This window comes from Halomonas sp. G15, from assembly GCF_021282295.1.
Taxonomy (GTDB): Bacteria; Pseudomonadota; Gammaproteobacteria; order Pseudomonadales; family Halomonadaceae; genus Halomonas; species Halomonas alimentaria.
Window position 1 is genome coordinate 1 of record NZ_JAJSPA010000048.1, and the last position, 25,637, is coordinate 25,637.

The 25,637-nt window shown below is 63.8% G+C and carries 22 protein-coding genes and 1 pseudogene; 18 read left to right on the top strand and 5 right to left on the bottom strand.

Going from position 1 to position 25,637, the window contains the following annotated elements; all coding sequences use genetic code 11:
* The 15 genes from LWH48_RS16200 to LWH48_RS16270 all read left to right on the top strand — a co-directional run.
* Positions 1–182, top strand: a 182-nt coding sequence (locus LWH48_RS16200) for a hypothetical protein (RefSeq protein WP_232913370.1), incomplete at its 5' end; no start/stop codon positions are given.
* A gap of 551 nt (positions 183–733) precedes the next feature.
* On the top strand, positions 734–1,681 hold the full coding sequence (locus LWH48_RS16205; RefSeq protein ID WP_232913371.1) for a hypothetical protein: 948 nt from the start codon (positions 734–736) through the stop codon (positions 1,679–1,681).
* Between the two features lie 83 nt (positions 1,682–1,764).
* Positions 1,765–3,513, top strand: coding sequence for a hypothetical protein (locus LWH48_RS16210; protein WP_232913372.1), 1,749 nt, complete (start codon positions 1,765–1,767; stop codon positions 3,511–3,513).
* Positions 3,514–3,660: 147 nt separating this feature from the next.
* Positions 3,661–4,920, top strand: a complete 1,260-nt coding sequence (locus tag LWH48_RS16215; RefSeq protein ID WP_232913373.1) for a tyrosine-type recombinase/integrase — start codon at positions 3,661–3,663, stop codon at positions 4,918–4,920.
* Positions 4,921–5,213: 293 nt separating this feature from the next.
* A complete protein-coding gene (locus tag LWH48_RS16220) occupies positions 5,214–5,369 on the top strand; it encodes a hypothetical protein (RefSeq protein WP_232913374.1) in 156 nt (51 codons plus the stop codon).
* A gap of 467 nt (positions 5,370–5,836) precedes the next feature.
* Positions 5,837–6,613 (top strand): KamA family radical SAM protein, encoded by a 777-nt coding sequence (locus LWH48_RS16225; RefSeq protein ID WP_332875636.1) that lies wholly within the window; start codon positions 5,837–5,839, stop codon positions 6,611–6,613.
* A 259-nt stretch (positions 6,614–6,872) separates the two neighbouring features.
* Complete coding sequence (locus LWH48_RS16230) at positions 6,873–7,853, top strand: TAXI family TRAP transporter solute-binding subunit (protein ID WP_232913375.1); 981 nt, start codon at positions 6,873–6,875, stop codon at positions 7,851–7,853.
* A 135-nt stretch (positions 7,854–7,988) separates the two neighbouring features.
* Positions 7,989–10,583, top strand: a complete 2,595-nt coding sequence (locus tag LWH48_RS16235; protein WP_232913376.1) for a TRAP transporter permease — start codon at positions 7,989–7,991, stop codon at positions 10,581–10,583.
* Positions 10,584–10,593: 10 nt separating this feature from the next.
* Positions 10,594–11,022 carry a universal stress protein gene (locus LWH48_RS16240; RefSeq protein WP_161430866.1) on the top strand — a complete coding sequence of 143 codons (429 nt, stop codon included), beginning with the start codon at positions 10,594–10,596 and terminating at the stop codon, positions 11,020–11,022.
* 260 nt (positions 11,023–11,282) lie between these two features.
* A complete protein-coding gene (locus tag LWH48_RS16245) occupies positions 11,283–12,110 on the top strand; it encodes a DUF2189 domain-containing protein (RefSeq protein ID WP_232913377.1) in 828 nt (275 codons plus the stop codon).
* Between the two features lie 99 nt (positions 12,111–12,209).
* On the top strand, positions 12,210–12,695 hold the full coding sequence (locus tag LWH48_RS16250; RefSeq protein WP_161430869.1) for a lysozyme inhibitor LprI family protein: 486 nt from the start codon (positions 12,210–12,212) through the stop codon (positions 12,693–12,695).
* 58 nt (positions 12,696–12,753) lie between these two features.
* Positions 12,754–13,251, top strand: coding sequence for a molybdopterin-dependent oxidoreductase (locus tag LWH48_RS16255; protein ID WP_232913378.1), 498 nt, complete (start codon positions 12,754–12,756; stop codon positions 13,249–13,251).
* A 27-nt stretch (positions 13,252–13,278) separates the two neighbouring features.
* Positions 13,279–15,432, top strand: a complete 2,154-nt coding sequence (locus LWH48_RS16260; RefSeq protein ID WP_232913379.1) for an ATP-binding protein — start codon at positions 13,279–13,281, stop codon at positions 15,430–15,432.
* A gap of 70 nt (positions 15,433–15,502) precedes the next feature.
* Positions 15,503–16,666 (top strand): nitric oxide-sensing protein NosP, encoded by a 1,164-nt coding sequence (nosP, locus tag LWH48_RS16265; protein WP_232913380.1) that lies wholly within the window; start codon positions 15,503–15,505, stop codon positions 16,664–16,666.
* Positions 16,644–17,984 (top strand): ATP-binding response regulator, encoded by a 1,341-nt coding sequence (locus LWH48_RS16270; RefSeq protein WP_232913381.1) that lies wholly within the window; start codon positions 16,644–16,646, stop codon positions 17,982–17,984. Before nosP ends, LWH48_RS16270 begins: the two co-directional genes overlap by 23 nt.
* On the opposite strand, the gene LWH48_RS16275 is transcribed toward LWH48_RS16270, so the two are convergent.
* Entirely contained in the window at positions 17,957–18,628 is a 672-nt protein-coding gene (locus LWH48_RS16275; RefSeq protein ID WP_232913382.1) for a response regulator, read from the bottom strand. The two genes, LWH48_RS16270 and LWH48_RS16275, sit on opposite strands and share 28 nt — an antisense overlap.
* A 147-nt stretch (positions 18,629–18,775) precedes the next feature.
* On the opposite strand from LWH48_RS16275, the gene exaC reads away from it, so the two are divergent.
* Positions 18,776–20,296, top strand: a complete 1,521-nt coding sequence (exaC, locus tag LWH48_RS16280; protein ID WP_232913383.1) for an acetaldehyde dehydrogenase ExaC — start codon at positions 18,776–18,778, stop codon at positions 20,294–20,296.
* A 138-nt stretch (positions 20,297–20,434) separates the two neighbouring features.
* The gene (gene adhP / locus LWH48_RS16285) at positions 20,435–21,463 is read left to right on the top strand and encodes an alcohol dehydrogenase AdhP (RefSeq protein ID WP_205743486.1); all 1,029 of its coding nucleotides are present in this window, start codon (positions 20,435–20,437) and stop codon (positions 21,461–21,463) included.
* A gap of 138 nt (positions 21,464–21,601) precedes the next feature.
* Here adhP and LWH48_RS16290 read toward each other — a convergent pair whose 3' ends face one another.
* Positions 21,602–21,841 carry a hypothetical protein gene (locus LWH48_RS16290; protein WP_133482701.1) on the bottom strand — a complete coding sequence of 80 codons (240 nt, stop codon included), beginning with the start codon at positions 21,839–21,841 and terminating at the stop codon, positions 21,602–21,604.
* A gap of 179 nt (positions 21,842–22,020) precedes the next feature.
* Here LWH48_RS16290 and LWH48_RS16295 point away from each other — a divergent pair, with 179 nt between their 5' ends.
* A complete protein-coding gene (locus LWH48_RS16295) occupies positions 22,021–22,650 on the top strand; it encodes a methyltransferase domain-containing protein (RefSeq protein ID WP_232913384.1) in 630 nt (209 codons plus the stop codon).
* A gap of 24 nt (positions 22,651–22,674) precedes the next feature.
* Here LWH48_RS16295 and dauA read toward each other — a convergent pair whose 3' ends face one another.
* The 3 genes and pseudogenes from dauA to LWH48_RS16310 all read right to left on the bottom strand — a co-directional run.
* Complete coding sequence (gene dauA / locus LWH48_RS16300; RefSeq protein ID WP_232913385.1) at positions 22,675–24,426, bottom strand: C4-dicarboxylic acid transporter DauA; 1,752 nt, start codon at positions 24,424–24,426, stop codon at positions 22,675–22,677.
* Between the two features lie 183 nt (positions 24,427–24,609).
* Positions 24,610–25,284 carry a hypothetical protein gene (locus tag LWH48_RS16305; RefSeq protein ID WP_232913386.1) on the bottom strand — a complete coding sequence of 225 codons (675 nt, stop codon included), beginning with the start codon at positions 25,282–25,284 and terminating at the stop codon, positions 24,610–24,612.
* Between the two features lie 92 nt (positions 25,285–25,376).
* Positions 25,377–25,511, bottom strand: a pseudogene (locus tag LWH48_RS16310) (winged helix-turn-helix domain-containing protein); the annotation flags it as partial.
* Between the last annotated feature and the right edge of the window lie 126 nt (positions 25,512–25,637).

Sequence of the window (25,637 nt, forward strand, 5' to 3'; positions counted from 1 at the left end):
AGGCCCAGGCACAGTGGAAGCAGCGTATCCAGCGGGTCATTCAGCATCTGGAGGAGCAGGAGAGGCTACGCAGTGGGGTCGCCATCGCCGAGGCTCTCAACCGGAGGGGGCTGACCACCTACCAGGGAAGGCCGTTCACCAGTGCGACGATCAGCAGGTTGAGGCACAGCAGCGACGCATAATCCAAAGTATAGTTAGTAAAATAGAAAATAATTCACGCCTGCTTCACCGTGATCTCATGGTTGGTACTAAGGGAGAACAGGGTTTGAGCACTAAGGCGATAAAACCAGGCAAAAAAGGGGATTTCTCGCTATGCTAATTATACTTAATAAAAATTCTCTTTAATTTCAGCGTGTTGGGAATTTCGGTTTTTGGCGGAGGCAGCTGTTTGGGCAAGAGTCATAGACAGGAAGCGCCACTTGAACGCCCTATTAGGTGTGCTAAATTCTGCAGACCAGGCCAGCGAGGCTGGTGCCAGAAACCCAAGACCCAAACGATTGAAAGCCGAGCTCCGAGACGAAAACCGCCGCATGATGTACTGATATTGGCCAGCAGTTTTGGCCCCAATGAAGGCGAGTGACCCTGATACTTTTACCGTCCAAGAGCCAATTACTTAGGAGGCTAAATACTATGAAATTGACCACGAAACCGTCAATGAATCTGGCCCGTATCGCTTGGCCTGTGGGAGCCCTAAAAGGGGCATTACGTACCACAGTTCAAGGAGTAATTTCTCATGAATGCTTCACACCTATCTCACCACAAGGTGGATCACGCTGAACCATCGCTAATCACCATCACTCGCACTAGTGATGGCCTACCCTTGGAGCAAGTGTATGGCGTTGAAGACCGTCATTCTTGCTGCCAGGACGACCCTACCCCTCAGGACCTCGGTGCCGAAGGAGTAGATGACACATCCGCACTGCCTTCGGATGCTTTCTCGGATGGTCATGTAGAAGATCGCCTCGCTGCAGTCCTTTCCCACAGTGGTCATGGACCAGTCAACGTCGCCATCAAGACGATGTTCAAGGCTACCATCACGCAGATGCTGGCGTTAAGCCACCGTGGTCAGCCAACCAAGGCACCTCTGCTGGGTCCACAGAGCTATCCGGTAGCAGCGCTATGCCGTGAGCTGGTGGAGCCGGGTCACGATACCCCCTTTCCGCTGCCAATCACGGGCCTGGAAAGCGTCAATGGCCTGGATAGCTTTCAGGACCTACACGCCGCTATTCGTAACGAAGACCTTGTTGTAGTTACCACGCCGCGCCAGGGAAGCATCGCCAAGGAGCTTGCCAGCATCCGCGCCAAGTTTGGGTGCTATGCGCCAATCATGGTCGTCAAACATCATGGTAGCAAGGTCGAACCAGCGCTTCAGTATGCTCCCGATGGCGCAAAAGGCATCAACGTCGTGTACCCCGATCTACCCCGTCTGATGGAAGAGGCCCGGGACCTCGCCAGCATGCTTCGTCCTGAGCTGATGTCGCTGATGCGTCGTGTCAGCGAACGTTGGACAACGGAACGGGTGAGTACGCGCAACGTTGACGCCCATGACGGGATTCGCTGGCTGTGGCTGGTCGCGGATGAGCTGGGCCTGTCGTCATCCCAGATGGATGACCTCAGCTGGACGATGCACATCAACTCCCGGTATTGCCGCCAATCCAGGGATCTTCTGGTCCGCATTTAACTTTCAAGAACAACCTGTGAAGCAGGGGGCTGTCTGGCCCCCTGGTAGCCAACTACGTCTAGAAAAAAGAAACCGGTGGACAAATGGAAAGTAAAGATCGCACTCAAGACAACATTCAGACCAATAATTCCACCCAGAAGCCGCTGAAGAAGGTTGGAAAGAAGAAAGTGAGTCAGGAGGACCAGCAACGCCTGGACAACATGCGTCGTCCCAGTAAGGCCAGCAAAGTATGCTCACCCAGGGCAGCGGATAAGAAGGCCGGGGAAGGTTACGTTGCACCTAAGCCAGCCCAGCAGCCCAGAAGGAAGGGTAGCTCTTCCGGTAAGAAGAAGGAGGAGGAGCTGACGAGTAGCGCCAAGGTGAAGATTCTCGTAGAAGAGCTTTATGATCTGGTGTACGACAACCGAACGGGCCAGGCTCTGGTGCTTGAGAAGCAAGGTAACCGCATCGCCAGGCCTCTAGAAAGCAAGGAAGTCATTAGCCTTATGTTTATCGAGCTAATGGAGCAAGGGGAGGACATTCCATGGGATGTCGTCGAAAAATTTTGCAAGGTTATCGGTCAAAAAGTCAAGTACCTAGGAGAAGAGGTAAGATCGTATACGAATGTGGCCTATGGGGAAAATAATCGCAAGCGGATCATCGATCTTAGGCAAAGAAGTGGTGTGCTTGCGGTGCTAGAAGATGGCGAGGTAAAGATGGTAGAGGAAGGTGAGCCGACCATCATGCTTCGACTGCCTGCCATGGCGCCTTATCCTCTTCCGGCTACTACACCTGACCCCGATCTTGATGGGCTCAACCATCTCATCGAAATCATCAATACACCGGAAGAAGAGCAATACCTGGTCCTGTGCTGGATGGCGTACGTGCTATCACATCCACTGGACCCTATGGTGTCTCAAGTATTCCTTGTCTTGCTTGGTGGCCAAGGTGCAGGCAAGAGCTCTTTCTCAAAATGGGTCCTCCGACGCTTTGTCGACCCGAGCAAGATCAGTGTGTCTGAGCTGCCAAAAAATTTGGATGATCTGGCGGTAGCTAGCAATTTCACGTATATGGTAATCCTCGATAACCTCCGGGATTTGCCTGTAAACAGCAGTGATCGACTTTGTCGGATGTCTACCGGGGGAGAGTCGCTAAAGCGACAGCTTTACTCCGATGGAAACGCTTTTGTGTCAAGTCTCCAGGCACCACTAGTGATCAACGGAATTGTCAACCCGGTGACGGAACCTGACCTCAGTAGCCGATGCCTGTTCGTGCACTTCCAAGCCTTAGGTGAGGGGGAGCGCATCACGGAGAAGGAGATGGTTAACCATCTTGAAGCTCATGAAGGTGAAATTTTCCGTGCGCTGCTGGAATTAGCTGCCCAGGCCCTGAACATCGTGGATGATGTAGTACCCAAACGGCCTCAACGGATGCTGGATTTCTCCCGCTGGCTCGCCGCTTGCGAGCAGGTCATGGGCCTAGAAGCTGGCTACTTGGAAGATGCCTACGCCATTAATCAGGCACACGCCTACGAGTCGTCGATCGGTGAGAAGCCGCTGGCCAATGCCCTCTACAACTTCGCGCTGCTCTACTGTTTCGACGAGCCATGGATGGGGACCTGTGGGGATCTACTGCCGCTGCTGGAAGAGCTGGTTTCTGATCGGGATATTCGCGCGCACTTCAATGAGTTCCCGCATAACGCGGCATCTCTGGGTCGTCGCTTCACTCAGCACGCCGCCTCACTGGATGCCCTTGGAGTCAAGCTGGAGCGCCTGCCGCGTAGCCGCAATCGTCAGGTGAAGATTTCGCTTAAGGCTGATTGCCCGCGTCTTGCCGAGCTAGCGCAAGACTAACCCGCCTGGAGGGGCTGTGGCTCATCCGCAGCCCCTTTATCCCGTTGTCATCTTATCGATTGATCTGGCCACTGCGTCGGGTCGTCGGGTGTCGACGGGTACCGCCGAGACTTTCTCTTATCGTGTCACCACCGGTCAGGAGGAGATATGCCTGTCGTTGACCTCACCGCCCATCTCGTCAAGCGCCTGCACTGCCCCGAAGACAAGCGTCGTATTGAATATTGCGACCGCCAGCACCCCGGGTTCTATGTGGAGGTCAGACGCACTACCCCTGGCAAGGGGACCTACTATCTGCGTCACACCACCGACCAGAAGAAGAACCAGCACTTCAAACTTGGCACCACGACCGAGATTTCCCTGTCTCAAGCCCGGAAGAAGGCAAAGACCTTGCGTGCCGAGCTGGTCATGGAAAAAACGCCTCAGACGGTCCAAAAGTCGGCCAAGGCCGTGCCGACCCTCAAGGCCTTCGTCGAGGAGCAGTATCTGGACTACATCAAGACCCGCAAGCGGTCCTGGAAGACCGACTATACCCATCTACGCAGCAAGGTGATTCCCACCTTCGGTGGCAAGCGCCTGGATGAGGTTACCCATGCCGACGTGGCGCAGTTCCACAACCGGATGCGTAACGAGGGCAGGGCACCGGCCACCTGTGATCGTCAGCTGATGATCGTTCGGGCTCTATTCGCGGTAGCCATGGAATGGGAGTTGGTTGATAGCAATCCAGCCAAGTCAGTCAAGCTGTTCAAGGAGAACAACAACCGGGAACGCTATCTGGATGAGACCGAGAGCAAGCGGCTACTGGACGTGCTGCTGCACGATAGGAATCGTCCCGTCTGTTGTATCGTGATGTTCCTGCTCAGTACCGGGGCCCGGGTAGGGGAAGCCCTCAAGGCGAAGTGGTCAGATGTTGACCTAATCAAGCAGACCTGGCGGATACCGGTCAGCAACGCCAAGAGCAAGAAGGAGCGGGTCGTGCCCTTGAATACCTCGGCGCTACAGGTCCTGGAGGAAGCCAAGCGGGAATGCGGTGGTCAGGAGTGGATCTTCGTCAGTCCCAAGACCCAGGCACCCTTCAAGTCGATCACGCTGGTCTGGCACCGGCTACGCGACAAGGCTGGGCTACCTGACTTCCGCCTGCATGATTGCCGGCATACCTACGCCTCCAAGCTGGTTGGGGCAGGGCGCTCCTTGTACGAAGTGCAACAGATCCTTGGTCATAGCAATCCCAAGGTCACGGAACGCTACGCTCACCTGTCCCAGGACTCTCTACTGAGTGCCGCGTCGAGTGCCAACTGGACCTATGACACCGATGATGATCACCATGAGGAGGAGAGCGACGACGACCGTGCCGACGTCACCGGGGAAGACAGCGCACCGATAGCGACTCCCATACGCCACGCCAGCTGACCGAGCGAAGCTCAGAGGAGCTTTCAATGATGAGAAAATAGTGCATTTGGGTATAGATGCTATTTTTGAGGCATTGGAAATCCTATGACTGAGGGTAGGGAAGCGGAGTGGCGTCTCTGCCCCCTTTATGAAGAGGCGACAGCCGAATGTATCAGGGCCCCGCTACGGGGCCTATTTTGGGGCCCCTGTGGCCCTTTTTTTGATCTTGGGGCAGGGCGCTTGTCGTCATCAGGTTGATCCTTGTAGATCGGTACGGATACATTGAGTGTTCACTAATGTTAGGAGTGCTCATCATGGTCCGTAAGACTCGTAGCGACTGTCGTGTGGGAACCTTCGAGAAGACCCGGGGCCTGCCCGCTGGCACAGTGCGTAACCCGGATGGTCGTGATGCTCGGTCTGACAAGAAGATCGGTACCCTGCGTGACGACTACGCCAAGAAGAGGAAGTGAGGGTTTCCCGGGATACCTGACGACACCCGACGACCTGACGCTGGGGCTCCCGGTCCTCGACTGTCTCCCGAGGGTAGGGGGGAGGTAACGACGCTGTATCGGCTGATGGATTGGCGGTAGGGGGTCATGCCGGTCACCCAGAGTGAGCACTCGCTTCGGTTCTGCTTCGGTCAGTCAGCGGTCGATGGGATTGGCTCCCTTCTCCAGATTCCAGAGGGTGAGTCGGTGTGTGGCCGTTCACTTCGGTCATACGTCGGTCAGCCCACCCTGGTCCATTGGTGGTCGTATAAATCCTTTGAAATCATCTGGGTAATGAGGTTTTCTGAGGTTCTGCGAGGCTCAGCTATTGCACCTTCTGCTTCCGCTGGGCGCAGTTCGTCGGCGACAAGGACCTGAAGTTCGCCTCCAATGAAGCGGATTCCCTGCACCGCTACCTGGCCGAGCACACCGAGGTCACCGACCTGCTGATGACCGGCGGCGACCCCATGGTGATGAAGGCCAAGCACCTGCGTCAGTACCTGGAGGGGCTGATGGCGCCGGAGCTGGATCACGTTCAGGACATCCGCATCGGCACCAAGAGCCTGACCTTCTGGCCCTACCGCTTTGTCACCGACCCGGACGCCGAGGATATTCTCGAGTTGTTCAGAGAGTTGGTGGCTGCCGGGAAGCATGTCGCCTTCATGGCGCACTTCAACCACTGGAAGGAGATGGACACCCCCATCTGCCGTGAGGCGATCCGCCGCATCCGGGCCACCGGGGCGGAGATCCGTACCCAGGCGCCCTTGCTCCGCCACATCAATGACGATGCCGACCAGTGGGCGAGGATGTGGACCACCCAGGTGCGCCTGGGGATGATCCCGTATTACATGTTCGTGGAGCGCGATACCGGCGCCCGCCACTACTTCGAGGTGCCGCTGGTGCGAGCCTGGGAGATCTACCGCGAGGCAATGAAGCAGGTGCCGGGCCTGGCGCGCACGGCTCGTGGGCCGTCGATGTCTGCCGATCCGGGCAAGGTGGAGATCCAGGGGGTGACGGAGATCCAGGGCGAGAAGGTCTTCGTGCTGCGTTTCATCCAGGGGCGCGACAGCGACTGGGTGCAGCGGCCCTTCTTCGCCAAGTACGACGAAGCCGCCACCTGGCTCAACCACCTGAAACCGGCGCTGGGAGAGGAAGAGTTCTTCTTCGAGGCCGAGTTTGCCGCCATGAAGGACGACAAGCAGGCGCTGATCATGAAGGCATCGTGAGGCAGCGGTGAGCTCTATTCAGCAAGGGCCGCCACGTGCGGCCCTTGCTGCATTGCATCAAGAGATTAACGCTTCATAAACGCTCGTCGGGACTAGACTAGGGGTGAACAAACCCGTCGGCCATGTTCTGCCGGCCTTGCCTCCGGTCATTATCACCGGAGAAGTTTTTTCGCTAAAGTAGAAAGGGGTGGTAGATTCGGAGCCCGGTGTGGTCTCGGTCTAGCCGCTCGATTGCCGACAACGTCAAAGAGGTATGTCCATGAAACGCCATGCATTCTCTGCTGCTGCCTTCACCGGTGCGCTCCTGGGGGCCGCGATGTTCGCGTCGCCGGCCATGGCGCAGGATGAAGAGAGGTTCATCACCATCGGTACCGGTGGCCAGACCGGCGTCTACTATGTGGTCGGCCAGTCCGTCTGCCGCCTGGTAAATCGTCTGGAAGATGCCAACATCAAGTGCAACGCGCCCTCCACCGGCGGCTCGGTGGCCAACGTCAACGGCATCAAGTCCGGCCAGCTGGACATGGGCGTGGTGCAGTCCGACGTCCAGTACCAGGCCTACAACGGCACCGGCAACTTCGAGGGCGACGCCTACGAGGATCTGCGTGCGGTGTTCCGTGTCCACGGCGAGCCGCTGACCCTGCTGGCCCGTGCCGATTCCGGCATCGAGACCCTCGATGACCTGGAAGGCAAGCGCGTCAACATCGGTAACCCCGGCTCCGGCCAGCGCAACACCATGGAAGTGGTGATGGAAGCCAAGGGCTGGACCGAGGACACCTTTGCCCTGGCCTCCCAGCTGGATGCCGCGGAGCAGGCCGCGGCCCTGGCCGACAACAACGTCGATGCGATGGTGTATGTGGTGGGTCACCCCAACGGCTCCATTCAGGAAGCCACCACTACCGTGGATGCCCGCCTGATTCCGCTGACCGGCGAGGCCATCGACGGCATCGTCGAGGAATTCCCCTACTACTCTAAGTCGGTGATTCCCGGCGGCCTCTACAAGGGCAACGACGAGGACGTCGAGACCTTCGGCGTGGCGGCGACCTTCGTGACCACCGCCCAGGCCGACGAGGATATCGTCTACCAGACCGTCAAGGCGATCTTCGACAACTTCGACCGCTTCAAGCAGCTGCACCCGGCCTTCGAGAATCTCGATCCGGAAGAGATGGTCTCCTCAGGCCTCTCCGCACCGCTGCATGACGGAGCTGCCCGCTACTATCGCGAGCAGGGCTGGATCGAGTGATCCGAGACTCTGAGGTGATGTCACCTCGGTGAAGAATGCGCGGTCACCCGAGGGGGCCGCGCATTCTGTTTGGGATGCCGGGTGGCATCACCAGCAAGGGTTCCCAGGGCAAACGTTACAGAGCAGGGCACGCTTATGACTGAGGACAACAAGAGGGCCGCCGGGCACGAGGTCGACCTGGAGGATATGGTCGCCTCGACGGATACCGGGGCCCGCAAGCCGGCCGGTACGCCGGGCAAGCTGCTGGTCAGCATTGCCGCCGCCTGGTCGCTCTTCCAGCTGTGGATCGCGTCCCCGCTGCCGTTCATGCTGGGGTTTGGCGTCTTCAACGCCACCGAGTCCCGCTCCATCCATCTGGCCTTCGCGCTCTTCCTGGCCTACATGGCCTATCCGGCGCTCAAGCGTTCGCCCCGCGATCGCATCCCCATCCAGGACTGGGTCCTGGCGGCGGCGGCGGCCTTCTGTGGCGCCTACATGTTCATGTTCTACGAGCAGCTGGCTCAACGCCCCGGTGCACCGATCCTGCAGGACGTGATCATCGGCGTGGCGGGTATCGTGCTGCTGCTGGAGGCCACGCGACGGGCGCTCGGTCCGCCGCTGGCGATCATCGCCTCGATCTTCATCTTCTATTCGCTGGCCGGGCCCTGGATGCCGGGTATCCTCTCCCATCGCGGGGTCAGCCTCTTCGGCCTGGTCAACCACCAGTGGCTGACGACCCAGGGGGTCTTCGGCATCGCGCTTGGGGTCTCGACCAGCTTCGTCTTCCTGTTCGTGCTGTTCGGTGCCTTGCTCGACAAGGCCGGGGCCGGCAACTACTTCATCAAGGTCGCCTTCTCGCTGCTCGGCCACTACAAGGGCGGGCCGGCCAAGGCCGCCGTGGTGGCCTCGGGCATGACCGGCCTGATCTCCGGCTCCTCCATCGCCAACGTGGTGACCACCGGCACCTTCACCGTACCGATGATGAAGCGGGTCGGCTTCTCCGCCGAGAAGGCCGGGGCGGTGGAGGTCTCCTCCTCGGTCAATGGCCAGATCATGCCGCCTGTCATGGGGGCTGCGGCCTTCCTGATGGTCGAGTACGTGGGCATCTCCTACGTCGAGGTCATCAAGCACGCCTTCCTGCCGGCACTGATCTCCTATATCGCACTGATCTATATCGTCCACCTCGAGGCCCTCAAGGCCGGGCTGCAGGGGCTGGAAAGCAGCAATCCGCCCAAGCCCCTGGTGCGCAAGGTGATCGGGTTCCTCGGCGGCCTGCTGCTGATGATGATCACGGCCCTCGTGGTCTACTACGGCCTGGGCTGGCTCAAGCCGGTGCTGGGTGATGCCACTCCCTGGGTGGTGGCTGTGGGCCTGGCGGCGATCTACGTGGCGCTGCTCAAGGTCGCCTCGAACTATCCCGAGCTGGAGCTCGACGACCCGGACACCCCCATCTACAAGCTGCCCCAGACCCGGCCCACGGTGATGGTCGGCCTGCAGTTCATCCTGCCGGTGATCGTGCTGATCTGGTGCCTGATGGTGGAGCGCCTCTCTCCGGGACTCTCCGCCTTCTGGGCCACGGTGTTCATGGTCTTCATCATCCTCACCCAGCGTCCCATCACGGCGATCTTCCGTGGTCGCAGTGACATGGCGGCGGACCTGCGCGAGGGGGCCCTGGACCTGTGGAACGGCCTGGTCACCGGTGCCCGCAACATGATCGGCATCGGTATCGCCACTGCCACCGCCGGCATCATCGTCGGTGCGGTCTCCCAGACCGGGGTCGGCCTGGTGCTGGCCGACGTGGTGGAGATCCTCTCCATGGGCAACCTGATGCTGATCCTGATCTTCACCGCGGTGCTCAGCCTGATCCTCGGCATGGGCCTGCCTACCACGGCCAACTACATCGTGGTGTCGGCACTGCTGGCTCCGGTGATCGTCCAGTTGGGCGAGCAGAACGGCCTGCTGGTGCCGCTGATCGCGGTGCATCTGTTCGTGTTCTACTTCGGCATCATGGCGGACGTCACGCCGCCGGTGGGCCTCGCCTCCTTCGCCGCGGCTGCGGTCTCGGGGGGTGACCCGATCCGCACCGGCTTCCAGGCCTTCTACTACAGCCTGCGTACCGCGGCGCTGCCGTTCCTGTTCATCTTCAACACCGACCTGCTGCTGATCGATGTCACATTCCTGCAGGGGGTGGTGATCTTCGTGGTCTCGACCATCGCCATGCTGATCTTCGCCGCGGCCACCCAGGGCTTCATGCTCGCCCGTAACCGCTGGTACGAGTCGATCGTGCTGCTGCTGGTGGCCTTCACCCTGTTCCGCCCCGGCTTCTGGATGGACATGATCCATGACCCCTACCGGGAGGTGCCGCCGGCGCAGTTCGTCGAGGCGCTGGGCAATGTCGAAGAGGACAGCACCCTGCGTCTGCAGATCCTCGGTGAGGATGACTTCGGCGACCCGCTGACCACCTACATGCAGCTGCCGGTGCCGGAAGGGGAGACGGGGCAGGAGCGCCTCGACAACCTGGGCCTGATGCTGCTGATCGAGGACGACAAGGCCATCGTCGACATGGTGGCCTATGGTAGCCAGGCCTCTGACCTGGGCTTCGACTTCGACCAGGAGATCATCGAGGTGCTGGCCCCGGTGGACCGCTGGACCAAGGAGCTGATGTGGATCCCGGCCTTCCTGGTGTTCGGCCTGATCGTAGTGATGCAGCGGCGGCGGCGGGATCGCAGTGCCGCGGCGACATCAGCCTGAGGAGAGCGTCATGTACCAGAAGATCATGTTAACGGTGGACCTCAACGAGGAGGCCTCCTGGGTCAAGGCGCTGCCGACGGCGGTGGCGCTGTGCCGCAGTTTCGGTGCCTCGCTGCACGTGGTGACGGTGTTGCCGGACTACCGCATGCCGCTGGTCGGCTCCTACTTTCCCAAGGACTTCGCCAAGAAGGCCCATGAGGCGATCAAGGAGGCCCAGCACGAGTTCATCCGCGACCACGTGCCCGAGGACATCACGGCCCAGAGCGTGATCGTCGACGGCTCGCCCTGGGAGGCGATCGTCAAGGCCGCCAAGAAGCTCGAGGTGGACCTGATCGTCATGGCCTCCCACAACAAGCGCAAGTTCGCCGACTACGTGCTCGGTCCCAACGCCGAGCATGTGGTGCACCACTCCAAGGTCTCGGTGATGATCGTGCGCTGAGGATGAGTGGCTCTCGCCACGTCTGATCGGCCTTGTAGAGGGCCCCGACCCGGTGTCGGGGCCCTCCGCGTTTGCGTGGGGCGCAGAGCGTGGAAAAAGGCAAGCGCGATTCCCTGCAGAGTTGACTCGGATCAACTAGATTAAGACAGAGTTAACGAGGAAAGGCCCCGTTAACGTGTCTCGATGGGCCGGACCCGCGCCGGAACCATTCGCGCAGCGCCCGAGCCGGTCGGGCGGTAATCGGTGAAGAGAGGTGACACATGAATGCGGCAACCGCGAAAGCACGTGACGCGTCGGCAACGCCTGGCGTCAGGATCACCATCCAGCCGGTGGGCATGGAACGCCCCAGGGCCTGGCTCGCCGCCGGCATCGAGGATTTCCGACAGGCCGCCGCGGTCAGCCTGGCCTATGGCATGTTCTGGGTAGGGCTGAGCATCGCAGTCACCGTCGGGGCCATCTATCTGGGGCTCTGGCACTGGCTGCTGCCGCTGGTGGCCGGGTTCATGTTCATCGGCCCCCTGGTTGCGGTGGGCTCCTACGGCATCAGCCGAGCCCTGGAGGCCAATCGCGCCCCCCACCTGGGTGATGCCTTCGGCGCCTGGCGTCCCCATGCCGGCCAGCTGGCGATGATGGGGGTGATGATGATGATCTTCTTCATGGCCTGGATCCGCGTGGCCACGTTGCTGTTCGCGCTCTTCTTCGGCTTCGAGGTGCCCAGCCCCGATGCCCTCTACGCGGCACTGCTGACCACCCCGCAGGGGCTCGGCATGATCGCCGTGGGCACGGTGCTGGGCAGCGTGCTCGCCTTCGGTGCCTTCGCCATCAGCGTGGTGGCCATCCCGACCCTGATGGATCAGGACCTCACCTTCATGGAAGGCATCGAGGCCAGCATTCGCTCGGTATCCAGGAACTTTCGCCCGATGCTGCTGTGGGCCGCCATCCTCACCGGCTGTGTGCTGGTCGGGGTGCTGACCTTCTATATCGGCCTGGCGCTGATCCTGCCCGTGCTGGGCTTTGCCAGCTGGCACGCCTACGAGGATCTGGTGGTCGTCAAGCCCCAGGAGGAGGGCCACCAGTTGCACAGCTGATCGGCTTAGAGTTTCTCTCGACAAGGCACTATGCTGGGGGGCGTGAACGCCCCCCAGCTCTTTATGGGTATCCGTCTTCTTGCCTGCTGTGAGTCTGTCATGCCGCACTCCCTGCCCGCCGCTGCTGTGCTGGCGGCCCTTGCTCTCATCGGTGAGCCGCTCCTGGCCCAGTCCGACCCCTCCGCCCAGGTCGAGTCGCTGCAGCATGAGCTGCACGCCTGCCTGGTGGAGGCCGAGGAGGACCTCGACGCCATGCTGGCCTGTGCCGACACGGCCGAGGCGGGCTGGCGTGAGCAAGTCGAGCGACTCACGGGACGGCTGGACCGCGCGCTGGGAGAGGAGGCCCGCGACGCCCTGGTACTGTCGGAGCAGGCCTGGCAGGCCAGTCGTGAGGCGGACCTGACGCTTATGGAGGCCTACCATGCCCAGTTGCAGGAGGTGGAACTGGTCATGCCGGGCATGCTCGAGCTGTCCCATCAGCTGCAGCGCAACGCCATCTTCGAGGCGCGGGCCAACTTGCTGCTGCGCCTTCTCGACGGGCTGGGATCTCTGCCCGATCCCGACCTGCCGCCTTCGTCGAGCTGACCATGGCGTCGTGATCGGGTAGTCTGGCGCCCAGAAGTCGCCGCCAAGGGTACCCGCCATGCGCCTATCGATCATCGCCCTCCTGCTGGCCTGTCTGCCGGTGCCCTCCTTCGGCGATGAGCTGCCGGTACCCGAAGGAGAGGTCCTGCTGACCATCACCGGTGATATTGCCCATCCCAATGTCGGTGAAGACGCGCTCTTCGACCGATCGATGTTGATGGCGCTTTCCCCCCTGACGGTCTGCACCCGCACCCCCTGGCACAGTGAGTCGGGCTGCTTTCAGGGGCCGCTGATACGTGAGTTGCTCGCCGCGGCGGGGGGTAAGGCCGACAGCATCGAAGTGCAGGCCCTCAATGAGTACCGGGCCGAGATTCCCGTGAAGGAGTTGCACGACTACGACGTGATCCTGGCCATGAGCCGTGATGGCGAGCCGATCCCGATTCGCGAGTTCGGCCCGCTGTTCGTGCTCTATCCCTTCGATGATCATCCGGAGTTGCATAACGAGGCGGTGCGATTCCGCTCGGTATGGCACGTGGCGGAGATCCATGCGCCCTGAGCAGGCGGTGTCAGCGGGACGTCGCCCATGCTGAAGTTGCCCCTGCGGCTGAGGCTGGGGGCGATCAGTGCCCTGGTGCTGTTTGCCGCCGCTCTGGTCGTGGTGGGCCTGGTCTCCTGGCGCCAGGACAGCCTGGCGGGCAGCGTCGGCGGCGATGCCGTCTGGCATGCCTACAAGCTTGACCGGGATACCGTGCAGATGCGCAGCTATCTCGCCCAGCCCGAAGCAGTCCTCTCCGGACTGCGGCTGCGCTTCGAGCTCTTCTACAGCCGCCTGACCCTGATGCGCCAGGGCGATGTCACCGAGCTGGTCGCCCAGATTCCCGCGGCTGTTGACCTTATCGATGAGATCGAGGCACGCATCGAGGCACTGGACGACGCCATCGCAGGGCTTGCCTCGCTGGAGATGGAGTCCCGGCAGGACCTGGAGCAGCGCCTGGAGGTGCTGGGCAACCGCACCGAGCGCCTGGTAATCGCCATCAATGGCTACCTGGCCGAGAGCGCGACCCACGAGCGGCGCCAGCTTCAGTGGCTCTATGGCCTGCTGCTGGTGCTTATCCTCGCCATGAGCTTCGCCGCCCTGCTGGTGGCGATAATGCTGTTCCGCGAGGCACGCGACAACGCCGCGGCTCGCCGCGACCTGGAGACACTCAGCCACGAGTTGCAGGCCACCGCGCGGCGTGCGGAGTCGGCGAGCCGGGCCAAGTCGGAGTTCCTGGCCACCGTGAGCCACGAGATACGTACCCCGCTCAATGGCGTCATCGGCATGAGTGACCTGCTGCTTGAGGAGCCTCTCGAGGAGCATCCCCGGCAGTATGCGGCCACCATCCACGACAGCGCCAACTTGCTGCTGGGGCTGATCAACGAACTGCTGGACTTCTCCAAGATCGAGGCCGGACGGCTCGACCTGGAATACCAGCCGCTGTCGCTTGCGGCACTGGTGGAGGGCTCGGTGTCGATCTTCGCCGCTCGCGCCGAGTCACGCGGGATCGGGCTTGAGGCGCGGGTATCCGAGGCGCTGCCCGCCTGGGTGATGGGGGATCCGGCGCGGCTGCGCCAGGTACTGCTCAACCTGGTCTCCAACGCAGTGAAGTTCACCGACCAGGGCCGGGTTGTTCTCGAGGCGTCGCTCGAGGATGACGAGACCCTGCGGCTGGAAGTGCGTGACTCCGGCTGCGGCATTCCCGCCGAACAGCGTGAGCGCATCTTCGAACCCTTCCGCCAGGGCGATGCCTCTACCGCACGGCGCTTCGGCGGTACCGGGCTGGGCCTGGCGATCTCACGCCGACTGATCGATGCCATGGGAGGCAGCATCGACATGCAGAGCGAGCCCGGTGTCGGCAGTCGCTTCTGGTGCCTGCTGCCGCTGGTGCCCGCCGCCGAGCCGGCGCAGGCTGTCGCGACGGGCCGGGTCGAGCTTGGCCAGCCACAGGGGGCGCGTCTGCTGGTGGTAGAGGACAATCCTGTCAACCAGGGAGTCGCCCAGGCGATGCTCGAGCGGTTGGGGTGTCGTGTGACCCTGGCCGAGTCCGGCGAGGCGGCATTGGCCCTGACAGAGCGCCGGCACTTCGATCTGATCTTCATGGATGTTCAGATGCCCGACATGGACGGCCTGGAGGTGACCCGCCGGCTGCGCCAGCGCCACGGCTGGTCGGCCACGGTGCCCATAGTAGCCATGACCGCTGGCGGACCAGGGCGGGAGCGGGCGCGCTGCCTGGCCGCGGGGATGAATGGCTACCTCACCAAGCCGCTGCTCCAGGAGGCCCTGCTGGAGGTGCTGCGCCGACATCTGGGCGGCAGTGCCATGGCGCCCACCCTCGCCATGAGCCAGCAGACACTGGCCGATCCGCTGATCCTGAATTCGCTTCGCGACTCCCTGGGCGAACAGGGAATGGCGTCGATGGTGGCGCTCTACCGCGACCAGGCCGAGGCGCACCTCGCCCAGCTCACCATGGCCCTCGAGGCGGGCGATGCCGGGCGGCTGCGACATGCGGCACACCAGCTGAAGGGAGAGTCCGCGAGCCTGGGGGCGGTGAAGGTGGCGGGGCTGGCCGCGCGGCTCGAGCGGCTGGCTTTCGAGGAGCAGCTCGCGGCGGCGGGTCCCGTCCTCGAGGAGTTGCACGCCTGCCTTGCCACCACCCTGGCCTCCCTGACCCGCTGGGTACAAGGCTCCGCGGACTGACTCCCCGGGCATTGTGGCCGCGCCGGGGGCCGGCCTACACTGGATTACTGCCTTGCCCCCGGAGTCGATGATGCCCCCCGATCCCACCGCGTTCACTGGCGCCCCCCCATTGTGCAGTGCGGTCTCGCGACATGCCGACCCTGCGGCTGCCGTGGCCGAGCTGGGCGAGGCGCTGCGTCATCCGGCGCTGGGGTTCGTGCTGTTCTTCTGCAGCGCCGACTATCCCCTCGAGGACCTGTCCCGGGCGATCACGCATACCTTCGGGCGGCTGCCGGTGGTGGGCTGCACCACCGCCGGCGAGATCAGCCCGACCGGCTATGAGCGTGGCTGCATCGTCGCCATCGGCTTCGCGAGGGGGGCCTTCGCCGTCGCCACCGCCCTGGTGGCCGACCTCGACCGCTTCGACCTGCTCGCCGCCCAGCGGCTGGTGGACGGCCTACTGGAACGCTGCCGTCCTGAAGCCCCGGCGGGCGCCGAGCGCTTCGCCTTGACCCTGCTCGACGGCCTCTCCAGTCGCGAAGAGCAGGTGCTGGCCACTCTGGAGGCGGCGTTGGGGCGCATCCCTGGTTTCGGCGGCTCCGCCGGTGACGACAACCGCCTGGCGCGCACCCATGTCTATGCCGAGGGGCATTTCCACTCCCGGGCGGCGGTGGTAGTGATGGTGGCAACGCGGCTGCCCTTCGAGGTCTTCACCACCCACCACCTGCAGCCGCTGGACCACAAGCTGGTGGTCACCCGGGCGGACAGCGCGACACGTCGAGTGCTCGAGCTCAATGCGTTGCCCGCGGCCGAGGAGTATGCGCGACTGGTGGGAGTGCCGGTGGCGGCGCTGGATGCCCAGGCCTTTGCCCTGCACCCGCTGGCGGTGCGTATCGCCGATGCCCACTACGTGCGCTCGGTGCAGCGGGTCAACCCAGATGGCAGCCTGAGCTTCTACTGTGCCGTGGAGACTGGCATCGTGCTGACCGCCATGCGTCCCACGCCGATGCTCGAGCAACTCGAGGTGGTCTTCGATGGCCTGGCGCAGCGTCTCGGCGAACCAGCCCTGGTGATCGGCTGCGACTGTTTCCTGCGCCGGCTCGAGATCGATGCGCGTGGCGAGCTGGCGGCGGCCTCGCGGCTGCTGGCCCGGGGCCGGGTGATCGGCTTCAACACCTACGGCGAGCAGCACCATGGCATGCACCTCAACCAGACCTTCACCGGAGTGGCCATTGGATCCGCGACGTCCGCCTGAGCCTGGTGCCTCACCCGAGGCGCTGGCCGCCGAGAACGAACGGCTGCGCCGCATCTGCGCCGCCCTGATCGAGCGTGTGGAGGCGGGCGGCGTGCCCCATGGCGGCCCCTACGGCGCCTTCGAGCACTCGGTGCTGCTCGCCGAGCAGGTGCGCGAGCGCACCGAGACCCTGCAGCGCACCATTGCGGCCCTGGAGCGCTCCCGGGCCGATGCCGAAGCGGCCAACCTTTCCAAGACCCGATTCCTCGCCGCGGTAAGCCACGACCTGCTGCAGCCGCTCAACGCGGCCCGGCTCTTTGCCAGTGCACTGGAGGGACACCGCCTGCCCGACGAGTCGCAACGCCTGGTAGGCAGCATCAATCGCTCGCTGAAGGACGTCGAGGCGCTGATCGGCAGTCTGGTGGATATCTCGCGGCTCGATGCCGGGGTGCTCAGGCCCGATGTGACCAGCTTCCCCGCCGAGGAACTGCTCGGTGTGCTGGCCGAGGAGTATCGCCAGGTAGCCGCCAGCCGCGGCCTCGAGCTGCGCCATGTGCCAAGTGGCGCGGTGATCACCTCCGACCTGGCGCTGCTGGCGCGGGTGGTGCGCAACTTCCTGAGTAATGCCATTCGCTATACCCGCCACGGGCGTATCCTGCTTGGCTGTCGGCGGCGTGGCGAGGAACTGGAGATCATGGTCGGGGATACGGGGCCGGGTATCGCTCCGGCCCAGCAGCGAGTGATCTTCGCTGAGTTCCATCGACTCGGTGCCGGCGGCGTGGAAGACGACCGCGGCCTCGGGTTGGGCCTGGCGATCGTCGAGCGCATCGCCGGCATGCTGGGCCATCCGCTGGGGTTGATCTCGCGCCCGGGCCAGGGGTCGCTGTTCTCGTTGCGGGTGCCCTACGGTACCTCACCTGCCACTCCCCAGACGGCCAGGCACGAGACGCCGGGGCCTCTGGCCGGAGCGCGTGTCTGGGTAATCGACAACGATGCCGATATTCGCGACGGCATGGCCGCTCTGCTGGGTGGCTGGGGATGCCGGGTGGCAAGTGCCGCCACCCCTCAGGGGCTGGCAGGCACGCCGCCGGAAGTGCTGCTGGTGGACTATCACCTCGGCGAGGGGCAGCCGGATGGCCTGACGGTGGCCGGTCGGCTGCGGCGCCGCTACCCGGGGCTTCCGGTGGTGGTGATCACCGCCAACCATGATGCGGCCCTCAAGGCCCGCATCCGCGAGGCGGGCTACGCCTGCCTGCACAAGCCGCTCAAGCCGCTGCGGCTGAGGGTGTTGCTGGCCACGCTGCTGGAGGCTCAGCGTCCCCGCCGTGAGGCCAGGTAGGCGGCCAGGTCAAGTTCCCCGGCGAGCAGCACTGCCTGGATGCGGCTGGTGACGCCGAGGCGGCGCAGGATCGCCGAGACGTGGGTCTTCACCGTGGTCTCGGCGATACCCAGCTTGCGGGCGATGCCCTTGTTGGAGGCGCCGTGGCCGAGCGCTTCCAGCACCTCGAGTTGCTTTTCGGTAAGTCTCGTCAGGCGGTCGTCGAGGGGGGCCGGCGGTGAATCGTGTCTGGTGGGGGGCGGGCGGCGCATCACCTGGGGCGGCAGATAGAGGTGGCCCTCCAGGATGCGATCCAGCGCGGCCAGCAGGTCGTCGCGGGGCGTCGACTTGGGGATGTAGCCCACCGCGCCGAGTTCGATCGCCTCGAGCACCGTGCGACGATCCTGTTCGGCGGAGAGGATCGCCACCGGCAGGTCGGGCAGGGCATCACGCAGCCGCGCCAGGCCATCGAGCCCGGCGGCATCGGGGAGTCCCAGGTCGAGCAGCAGCAGGTCGAGGCTCGCCTCGTGGCGTTGCGCCTCATGCATGGCCTGGGCCAGGCTGTCGGCCTCCAGCAGCCGGCAGCCGGGCAGGCCGGTGGCGATCACCGCGGCGATAGCCTCACGAAACAGCGGATGGTCGTCGGCGACCATCAGGGTGGTCATGGTGCTCTCCTTTCCTCTCCTCTGCGGGCCGGGCCCTCCTACCAAGGAAGGAGGGCGCCTCCTGCCACCGGAGTATGTCGCAGATTGCGCTTACGACCAAGACTGACAGTGCACAGCCTCTATAACGACAATTTCAGGAGCCAAGCCATGATCTACGCCAATCCCGGTGAATCCGGTGCCGTCATCGCCTTCGAGAAACGCTACGGCAACTATATCGGTGGCGAGTTCGTGCCACCGGTCAAGGGGCAGTACTTCGACAACGTCAGCCCGGTCAATGGCGAGGTGTTCTGCGAGATCCCGCGCTCGAGTGCCGAGGACATCGACAAGGCGCTGGATGCCGCCCACGCCGCTGCCCCGGCCTGGGGCAAGACCTCCGCCGCCGAGCGCTCCAATGTGCTGCTCAGGATCGCCGACCGCATGGAGCAGAACCTCGAGATGCTGGCCGTGGCCGAGACCTGGGACAACGGCAAGGCGGTGCGCGAGACCCTCAACGCCGACCTGCCGCTGGCCGTCGATCACTTCCGCTACTTCGCCGGCTGCATCCGTGCCCAGGAGGGCAGCGCCGCGGACATCGATGCCAATACCGTGGCCTACCACTTCCACGAGCCGCTGGGCGTGGTGGGACAGATCATCCCCTGGAACTTCCCGCTGCTGATGGCCGTATGGAAGCTGGCACCGGCGCTGGCCGCGGGCAACTGTGTGGTGCTCAAGCCCGCCGAGCAGACCCCGGCCTCGATCCTCGAACTGATGAAGCTGGTCGGCGACCTGCTGCCGCCGGGGGTGGTCAACATCGTCAACGGCTATGGCGCCGAGGCGGGACAGGCGCTGGCCACCAGCAAGCGCATCGCCAAGATCGCCTTCACCGGCTCCACCCCGGTGGGCGCGCACATCCTCAAGTGTGCCGCCGATAACATCATCCCCTCCACGGTGGAGCTGGGCGGCAAGTCGCCGAACATCTACTTCGCCGACATCATGAACGCCGAGCCGGAGTTCATCGACAAGGCCGCCGAGGGACTGGTGCTGGCCTTCTTCAACCAGGGCGAGGTGTGCACCTGCCCGTCCCGGGCGCTGATCCAGGAGTCGATGTACGACGCCTTCATGGCCAAGGTGCTGGAGAAGGTGGGCCAGATCACCCGTGGCAACCCGCTGGATACCGACGTCCAGGTGGGTGCCCAGGCTTCCCAGGAGCAGTTCGACAAGATCATGTCCTATATGGAGATCGCCCGGGAGGAGGGCGCCGAGTTCCTCACCGGTGGCAACAAGGAGAGCCTGGATCCGAGCATCGACAAGGGCTTCTATATCCAGCCGACCCTGCTCAAGGGCCACAACAAGATGCGGGTCTTCCAGGAGGAGATCTTCGGCCCGGTGGTGGCGGTGACCACTTTCAAGGACGAGGAAGAGGCGCTGGCCATCGCCAACGATACCGAGTTCGGCCTGGGCGCCGGGGTGTGGAGTCGCGACATCAACGTCGCCTTCCGCATGGGGCGTGGCATCCAGGCCGGCCGCGTGTGGACCAACTGCTACCATCAGTACCCGGCCCACGCCGCCTTCGGCGGCTACAAGAAGTCCGGTGTCGGCCGCGAGACCCACAAGGTGGCCCTCGAGCACTACCAGCAGACCAAGAACCTGCTGGTCAGCTACGACATCAATCCGATGGGCTTCTTCTGAAGCCTCTGGCCGCTCGGTTGTTTTTCTGAGCGGCCCCCCAACGCCAAGAAGAGCGGTTGCATCGCTTCACTTGCTTCCCCTGGCGAGCATGAAGCAAAGGTGCAGCGTCAGGCTGCCCGCCAATCGAGGAGATATACAATGGATAACACGATGAAAGCTGCCGTGGTGCGAAAGTTCGGTGAGCCGCTGGCCATCGAAGAGGTCGCGACACCCCGGCCGCAGCAGGGTGAAATCCTGGTCAAGGTGGCCGCCTCCGGCGTTTGCCACACGGACCTGCATGCCGCCCACGGTGACTGGCCGGTCAAGCCCAATCCGCCCTTTATTCCAGGACATGAAGGGGTTGGCCATATCGTGGCAGTAGGTGAGGGTGTTACACATGTCAAGGAGGGCGACCGCGTCGGGGTGCCCTGGCTCTATTCGGCCTGTGGCTATTGTGAGCACTGTTTAGGAGGCTGGGAAACCCTGTGTGAATCTCAGCAGAATACCGGTTACTCGGTGAACGGCGGCTTCGCCGATTACACCTTGGCCGATGCCGGCTTCGTTGGCCGCCTGCCCGACAACGTCGACTTCCTCGAGATCGCGCCCGTGCTGTGTGCCGGAGTGACGGTCTACAAGGGGCTCAAGATGACGGATGCCCGCCCGGGGCAGTGGGTGGTGATATCAGGTATCGGCGGCCTCGGCCATATGGCGGTCCAATATGCTCATGCGATGGGCTTCAACGTAGCGGCAGTCGATATCGACGATGGCAAGTTGGCGCTGGCAGAGCGGCTGGGGGCTACAGTGACCGTCAATGCCATGAAAATCGATCCGGTTGACTATCTGAAGCGCGAGATCGGCGGCGCCCATGGCGCACTGGTCACGGCAGTATCGCCCAAGGCCTTCGATCAGGCCCAGCGCATGCTGCGCCGCGGCGGTACCCTGGTACTCAACGGGCTGCCGCCGGGCGACTTCCCCCTGCCGATCTTCGAAACCGTCCTCAACGGCATCACCGTACGCGGCTCCATCGTTGGAACCCGCCAGGATCTGCAGGAAGCGCTGGACTTCGCCGGCGAGGGCAAGGTCAAGTCCACGATCGCAACCGACAAGCTGGAGAACATCAATGAAATCTTCCAGCGCATGATCGATGGCCAGATCGAAGGGCGCGTGGTCCTCGACATGACGGGCTGACAGCGCAAGGGACGGACGTTCCCTGCCCCTGGGCGCGAGGTCAATCGCGCCTTCTCGGGCCCGTGGCCCCAGGCGAGCCACACTGGGCTGCTGTCTCGCACGACAACCTGATGGCCGGCCGTGAGGGTCGGCCATCTGTCAGGGCCGCATTACCATCTTCGCCTCGGTGAGCCGCTTGACCACGCTCTTGAAGCTGTTCTTGAGGATCAGCATTTCGCCATTGGTCAGGATGATCACGGCCACCGGCTCGTGGCGCGGTTCATTCTCCGCTTCGATCTCGGGGCGGATCTGCGCGATCTGATCGAGATGCACTAGCAGAACGTACTGCTCCTCGGTGGTAGGGAAGTCGGTGATGACCTCGATGAAGCGATGACTCATGGCCTTCTTGCTCCGTGAGTAGGGGGATGGTCTTCAGTGTAGTCGGGGGCGCGGCGGTGATCGTTGCTGAAGCCTATCGGGGCCAGGGCGCGAGGCGACGCGCGACTTTATTTGCCTCGTCGCTACACCTCCCGGCCGCTTTGCGTCATCATCTCCCGCCCGGAGTTCGCGGAGAAAGCATGGCGATGATCGACCTCGAAGCCCCCGACCTCCACCAGCAGCGGCTGCAGCAGGTCGCCGCCCTGATCCGTGCCAGCGGTGCGCGCCGGGTGCTCGACCTGGGATGCGGCTCCGGCGGGCTGCTGCAGTACCTGCTGCGCGACGCCCAGTTCGAGTGGGTGGTGGGCCTGGAGCTCTCCGGGGAACTGCTGGCCCAGGCCAAGCTGCGCCTGGAGGCGCTGCCGGCCGCCCGGGCGGGGCGCCTCGAACTGATCTGCGGCTCCTATGCCGATCCCCATCCGTCGCTGGCCGGCTTCGAGGCCGCGGCCATGGTGGAGACCATCGAGCATGTTCCGCCCGAGGCGCTCTCCCGGGTCGAGCGCGCGGTGTTCGCCGGTCTGCGGCCGCGGCTGCTGGTGATGACCACCCCCAACCACGAGTACAACCCGCTCTACGACATGGATCCGGGAGAGTTCCGCGATCCGGACCACAAGTTCGAGTGGGATCGGGCGCGGTTTCGGCACTGGAGCCAGGGCGTGGCGCGCCGTAACGGCTACCGCGTGCGCTTCTCCGGGGTCGGCGAGATGCACGCCCACCTTGGCCAGCCGACCCAGCTGGCGTGCTTCAGCCGTGAGGCGAGCGGCGCGTGATGTCGCCTCCGCTCACCGGCAGAGCTATCCAAGGTTTCCGGAGGGAGTCGCCAGCCAGCGCCTGGCCAGGCGCAGGGCTCGAGCCTGGTCGGCCACCACGGCCAGCCGGCCGGGTTCACGACGAATCCCTGCACGGCGCAGCTTGAGCACCAGCCGCGCGGGCAGCCCGACGAACACCAGGCCGATATGGCGCTCGTGGAGCTCCTCGGCGAGGGTCTGCAGGGCGACGATGGCGGTGGCATCCAGGCTCGGCACGTCGCGCATGTCGAGCAGCATCACACGGATGTCCGGGTCGACGACCTGTAGCGAGGAGACGGCCTTCTCGGCGGCGCCGAAGAACAGCGGACCATCGATATCGTAGAGCGCGATCCCGGGCGGCAGGTCGCCCAGGTCGTCACTCTCCTGCTCGTCCAGACGACGGGTCTGGGTCACCTCGGCCATGCGCCGGATGAACAGCGCCGCCGCCAGGCCCATGCCTACCGCCACGGCCAGCACCATGTCGAAGATCACCGTCAGTGCGAAGCAGATCACCAGGATGGCGGCATCGCTGAGCGGTGCACTCTTCAGGGTGTGCAGGAAATGACGAGCCTCGCTCATGTTCCAGGCGATGATGAACAGCAGGGCCGCGAGTGCCGCCATGGGCATCAGGGCCAGCACGCCGGCCAGCAGCACTACCGCCAGCAGCACCACCAGGGCATGGACCACTGCGGCCACGGGCGAGAAGGCGCCGCTGCGGATATTGGTGGCGGTGCGTGCGAGTGCCGCGGTGGCGGTGATGCCACCGAAGAAGGGCGCGACGATATTGCCGAGCCCCTGGCCCAGCAGCTCGGCGTTGGGATCATGACGGGTGCGGGTGAGTCCGTCGGCCACCACCGCGCAAAGCAGCGACTCGATGGCTCCCAGCATGGCGATGGCCAGGGCCGGCCCCAGCAATTCGCGGATCAGCGCGAAGTCCACCACCAGCGGCGTGCCGTCCGGCCCGGGCAGCTGCCAGGGCAGCATCAGGCTGGGCGCGAAGGGGGGGATGCCGCTGCCGCTTTCCCCCTGCAGGTTCCAGCTGAAGCGCGAGGCGATGGTATCGACCTCGATGCCCAGCGGAGTGACCGCCAGGGCCACCAGGGTGCCCACGGCGAGTCCCACAAGGGGGGCGGGAATCGGCAGGCGCAGGCGCGGCCAGAGGATCAGGGTGGCCAGGGTGACCATGCCGATCCCCAGCTCCGCCGGGTCGAGTCCCGGCACCGACCGGGCGATGGTGACCGCATTGCCCAGGGTGTTCTCGCCCAGATCCACCCCCAGGCCGAGGAAGTCGGGCAGCTGCAGCAGCGCGATCACCACGGCGATACCGGCGGTAAAGCCCAGCACCACCGGATAGGGCACGAACTGGATCAGGCTGCCCAGGCGGGCGAGTCCCAGGGCAAACAGGATCAGTCCGGCCATCAGGGTGGCGATCAGCAGACCACCGATGCCGTGGTTGGCAACGATGGGGAACAGGATGACCACGAAGGCGGCGGTCGGGCCGGAGACGTTGAAGCGTGAGCCCCCGGTGAGGGCGATGATGGCACCGGCAACGATGGCAGTGTAGAGGCCATGCTGGGGCGGCACGCCGGTGGCGATGGCCAGGGCCATGGAGAGGGGTACCGCGACGATGCCGATGGTCAGCCCAGCGAGCAGGTCGCGACGCAGCTCGGCAAGGCCGTATCCCTGACGCCAGGCGGCGACCAGGGCGCTGCCGGGCAGCGGGACACGATAGCTGGAACCATCGGAGGCGCGGGACATGACAACTCCTTTGCTTGCTAAAGAGCAGGAGGTGTTACGTTACGCTTACGTGTTGCAATGCCGCAAGGCCACTTATGTCACAGGGGCCTCTTCCAGGCACGGCAAGGCCCGAGACGGCGCGGCCATATACAGCAACGCCCGGCACGGAGCCAGGCGTTGCCATGGGGGCCGGGGCCGGGAGGATCAGTTCTTGCCGTTGCCGTTGCCGTTGCCGTTGCCGGCGCGGGAGCCATAGGCCTTGCGGACGGCCTGCTGCATCTCCTCGATCTGCTCCTCGCTGAGCAGCTCGGCCAGCGCCGCCTGGTGCTCGTCGCGCAGCGCCTGGTACGCCTCGCGACGCTCCTGGCGGGAGTCGAAGTCGCGGTTGCGCAGCTCGGCCATGTCGGCGTAGTGGGCCCGACGCAGCTCACCCAGGGCCTCGCGCTCCTCTTCGGAGAGGTCCCAGCCGTCGACCATCTCGGTCATGCGCTGCTGCAGGGCCTTGGCGTGGCTCTGGCGCTTCTGGGTACGGTACTCCTCGCGCATCTCGCGGCGAGCCTCGTCGAGGGCGGCCTGCTGGTCGTCGCTGAGCAGCTCATCGATACGGTCGCGATGCTCCTCGCGCAGCTCGGCCATGGCCTGGCGATGTTCGCGGTGAGCGTTTTCCAGTGCCTCGCGGGTCTCTGCATCGAGGCCGGCGCGCTCGAAGAGGGCCGCACGCTTCTCGGCGTAACGTTCGGCACGGGCCTCCTGCCATTGCTGGCGCTGCTCGGCACGTTCGGCGTCGCCCGGTGCGGCAGTGGCAGTGAGCGCCAGCGGGGCAATGGCCATGGCGAGCAGGGCGGGGGCAAGGATGCGGCGAGAGAGTCGGGTCTGCATGGGGAAACTCCTGGGATTCTCGAATTGACGACTGTCACTCTGCGCGGCCGGCGTGCAAGGGCCATGCAGCGAAGGTGCAAAGGTGGTGCAGTTCACTCCTCGGGCTGGTACTTGTAGCCGACCCCGTAGACCGAGCGGATCACCTCGCGCTCCGGCCACGTCTCGGCGATCTTGCGGCGCAGCTTCTTGACGTGGCTGTCCACGGTGCGCTCGGAAACGATGCGGTGTATAGTGGACCCTGAAATCAAGACACTGGTTTAAGATATGCCGAGGCCGATTTCGAAGGGACCAGAGATGTCGAAACAGAAACGTAACACCCACTCACCGGAGCTGAAGGCCAAGGTCGCCCTGGA

What these genes read in the sequence shown, in the direction of transcription:
- LWH48_RS16245 (WP_232913377.1), top strand. Translation starts at nt 11,283, where the DNA reads ATGAATGCGGCAACCGCGAAAGCACGTGACGCGTCGGCAACGCCTGGC.
- LWH48_RS16290 (WP_133482701.1), bottom strand. Translation starts at nt 21,841, where the DNA reads ATGAGTCATCGCTTCATCGAGGTCATCACCGACTTCCCTACCACCGAG.
- LWH48_RS16305 (WP_232913386.1), bottom strand. Translation starts at nt 25,284, where the DNA reads ATGCAGACCCGACTCTCTCGCCGCATCCTTGCCCCCGCCCTGCTCGCC.
- adhP (WP_205743486.1), top strand. Translation starts at nt 20,435, where the DNA reads ATGGATAACACGATGAAAGCTGCCGTGGTGCGAAAGTTCGGTGAGCCG.
- LWH48_RS16205 (WP_232913371.1), top strand. Translation starts at nt 734, where the DNA reads ATGAATGCTTCACACCTATCTCACCACAAGGTGGATCACGCTGAACCA.
- LWH48_RS16215 (WP_232913373.1), top strand. Translation starts at nt 3,661, where the DNA reads ATGCCTGTCGTTGACCTCACCGCCCATCTCGTCAAGCGCCTGCACTGC.
- LWH48_RS16260 (WP_232913379.1), top strand. Translation starts at nt 13,279, where the DNA reads ATGCTGAAGTTGCCCCTGCGGCTGAGGCTGGGGGCGATCAGTGCCCTG.
- LWH48_RS16240 (WP_161430866.1), top strand. Translation starts at nt 10,594, where the DNA reads ATGTACCAGAAGATCATGTTAACGGTGGACCTCAACGAGGAGGCCTCC.
- LWH48_RS16235 (WP_232913376.1), top strand. Translation starts at nt 7,989, where the DNA reads ATGACTGAGGACAACAAGAGGGCCGCCGGGCACGAGGTCGACCTGGAG.
- nosP (WP_232913380.1), top strand. Translation starts at nt 15,503, where the DNA reads ATGCCCCCCGATCCCACCGCGTTCACTGGCGCCCCCCCATTGTGCAGT.
- LWH48_RS16255 (WP_232913378.1), top strand. Translation starts at nt 12,754, where the DNA reads ATGCGCCTATCGATCATCGCCCTCCTGCTGGCCTGTCTGCCGGTGCCC.
- LWH48_RS16295 (WP_232913384.1), top strand. Translation starts at nt 22,021, where the DNA reads ATGGCGATGATCGACCTCGAAGCCCCCGACCTCCACCAGCAGCGGCTG.
- LWH48_RS16220 (WP_232913374.1), top strand. Translation starts at nt 5,214, where the DNA reads ATGGTCCGTAAGACTCGTAGCGACTGTCGTGTGGGAACCTTCGAGAAG.
- LWH48_RS16275 (WP_232913382.1), bottom strand. Translation starts at nt 18,628, where the DNA reads ATGACCACCCTGATGGTCGCCGACGACCATCCGCTGTTTCGTGAGGCT.
- LWH48_RS16230 (WP_232913375.1), top strand. Translation starts at nt 6,873, where the DNA reads ATGAAACGCCATGCATTCTCTGCTGCTGCCTTCACCGGTGCGCTCCTG.
- LWH48_RS16250 (WP_161430869.1), top strand. Translation starts at nt 12,210, where the DNA reads ATGCCGCACTCCCTGCCCGCCGCTGCTGTGCTGGCGGCCCTTGCTCTC.
- LWH48_RS16210 (WP_232913372.1), top strand. Translation starts at nt 1,765, where the DNA reads ATGGAAAGTAAAGATCGCACTCAAGACAACATTCAGACCAATAATTCC.
- exaC (WP_232913383.1), top strand. Translation starts at nt 18,776, where the DNA reads ATGATCTACGCCAATCCCGGTGAATCCGGTGCCGTCATCGCCTTCGAG.
- LWH48_RS16225 (WP_332875636.1), top strand. Translation starts at nt 5,837, where the DNA reads ATGACCGGCGGCGACCCCATGGTGATGAAGGCCAAGCACCTGCGTCAG.
- dauA (WP_232913385.1), bottom strand. Translation starts at nt 24,426, where the DNA reads ATGTCCCGCGCCTCCGATGGTTCCAGCTATCGTGTCCCGCTGCCCGGC.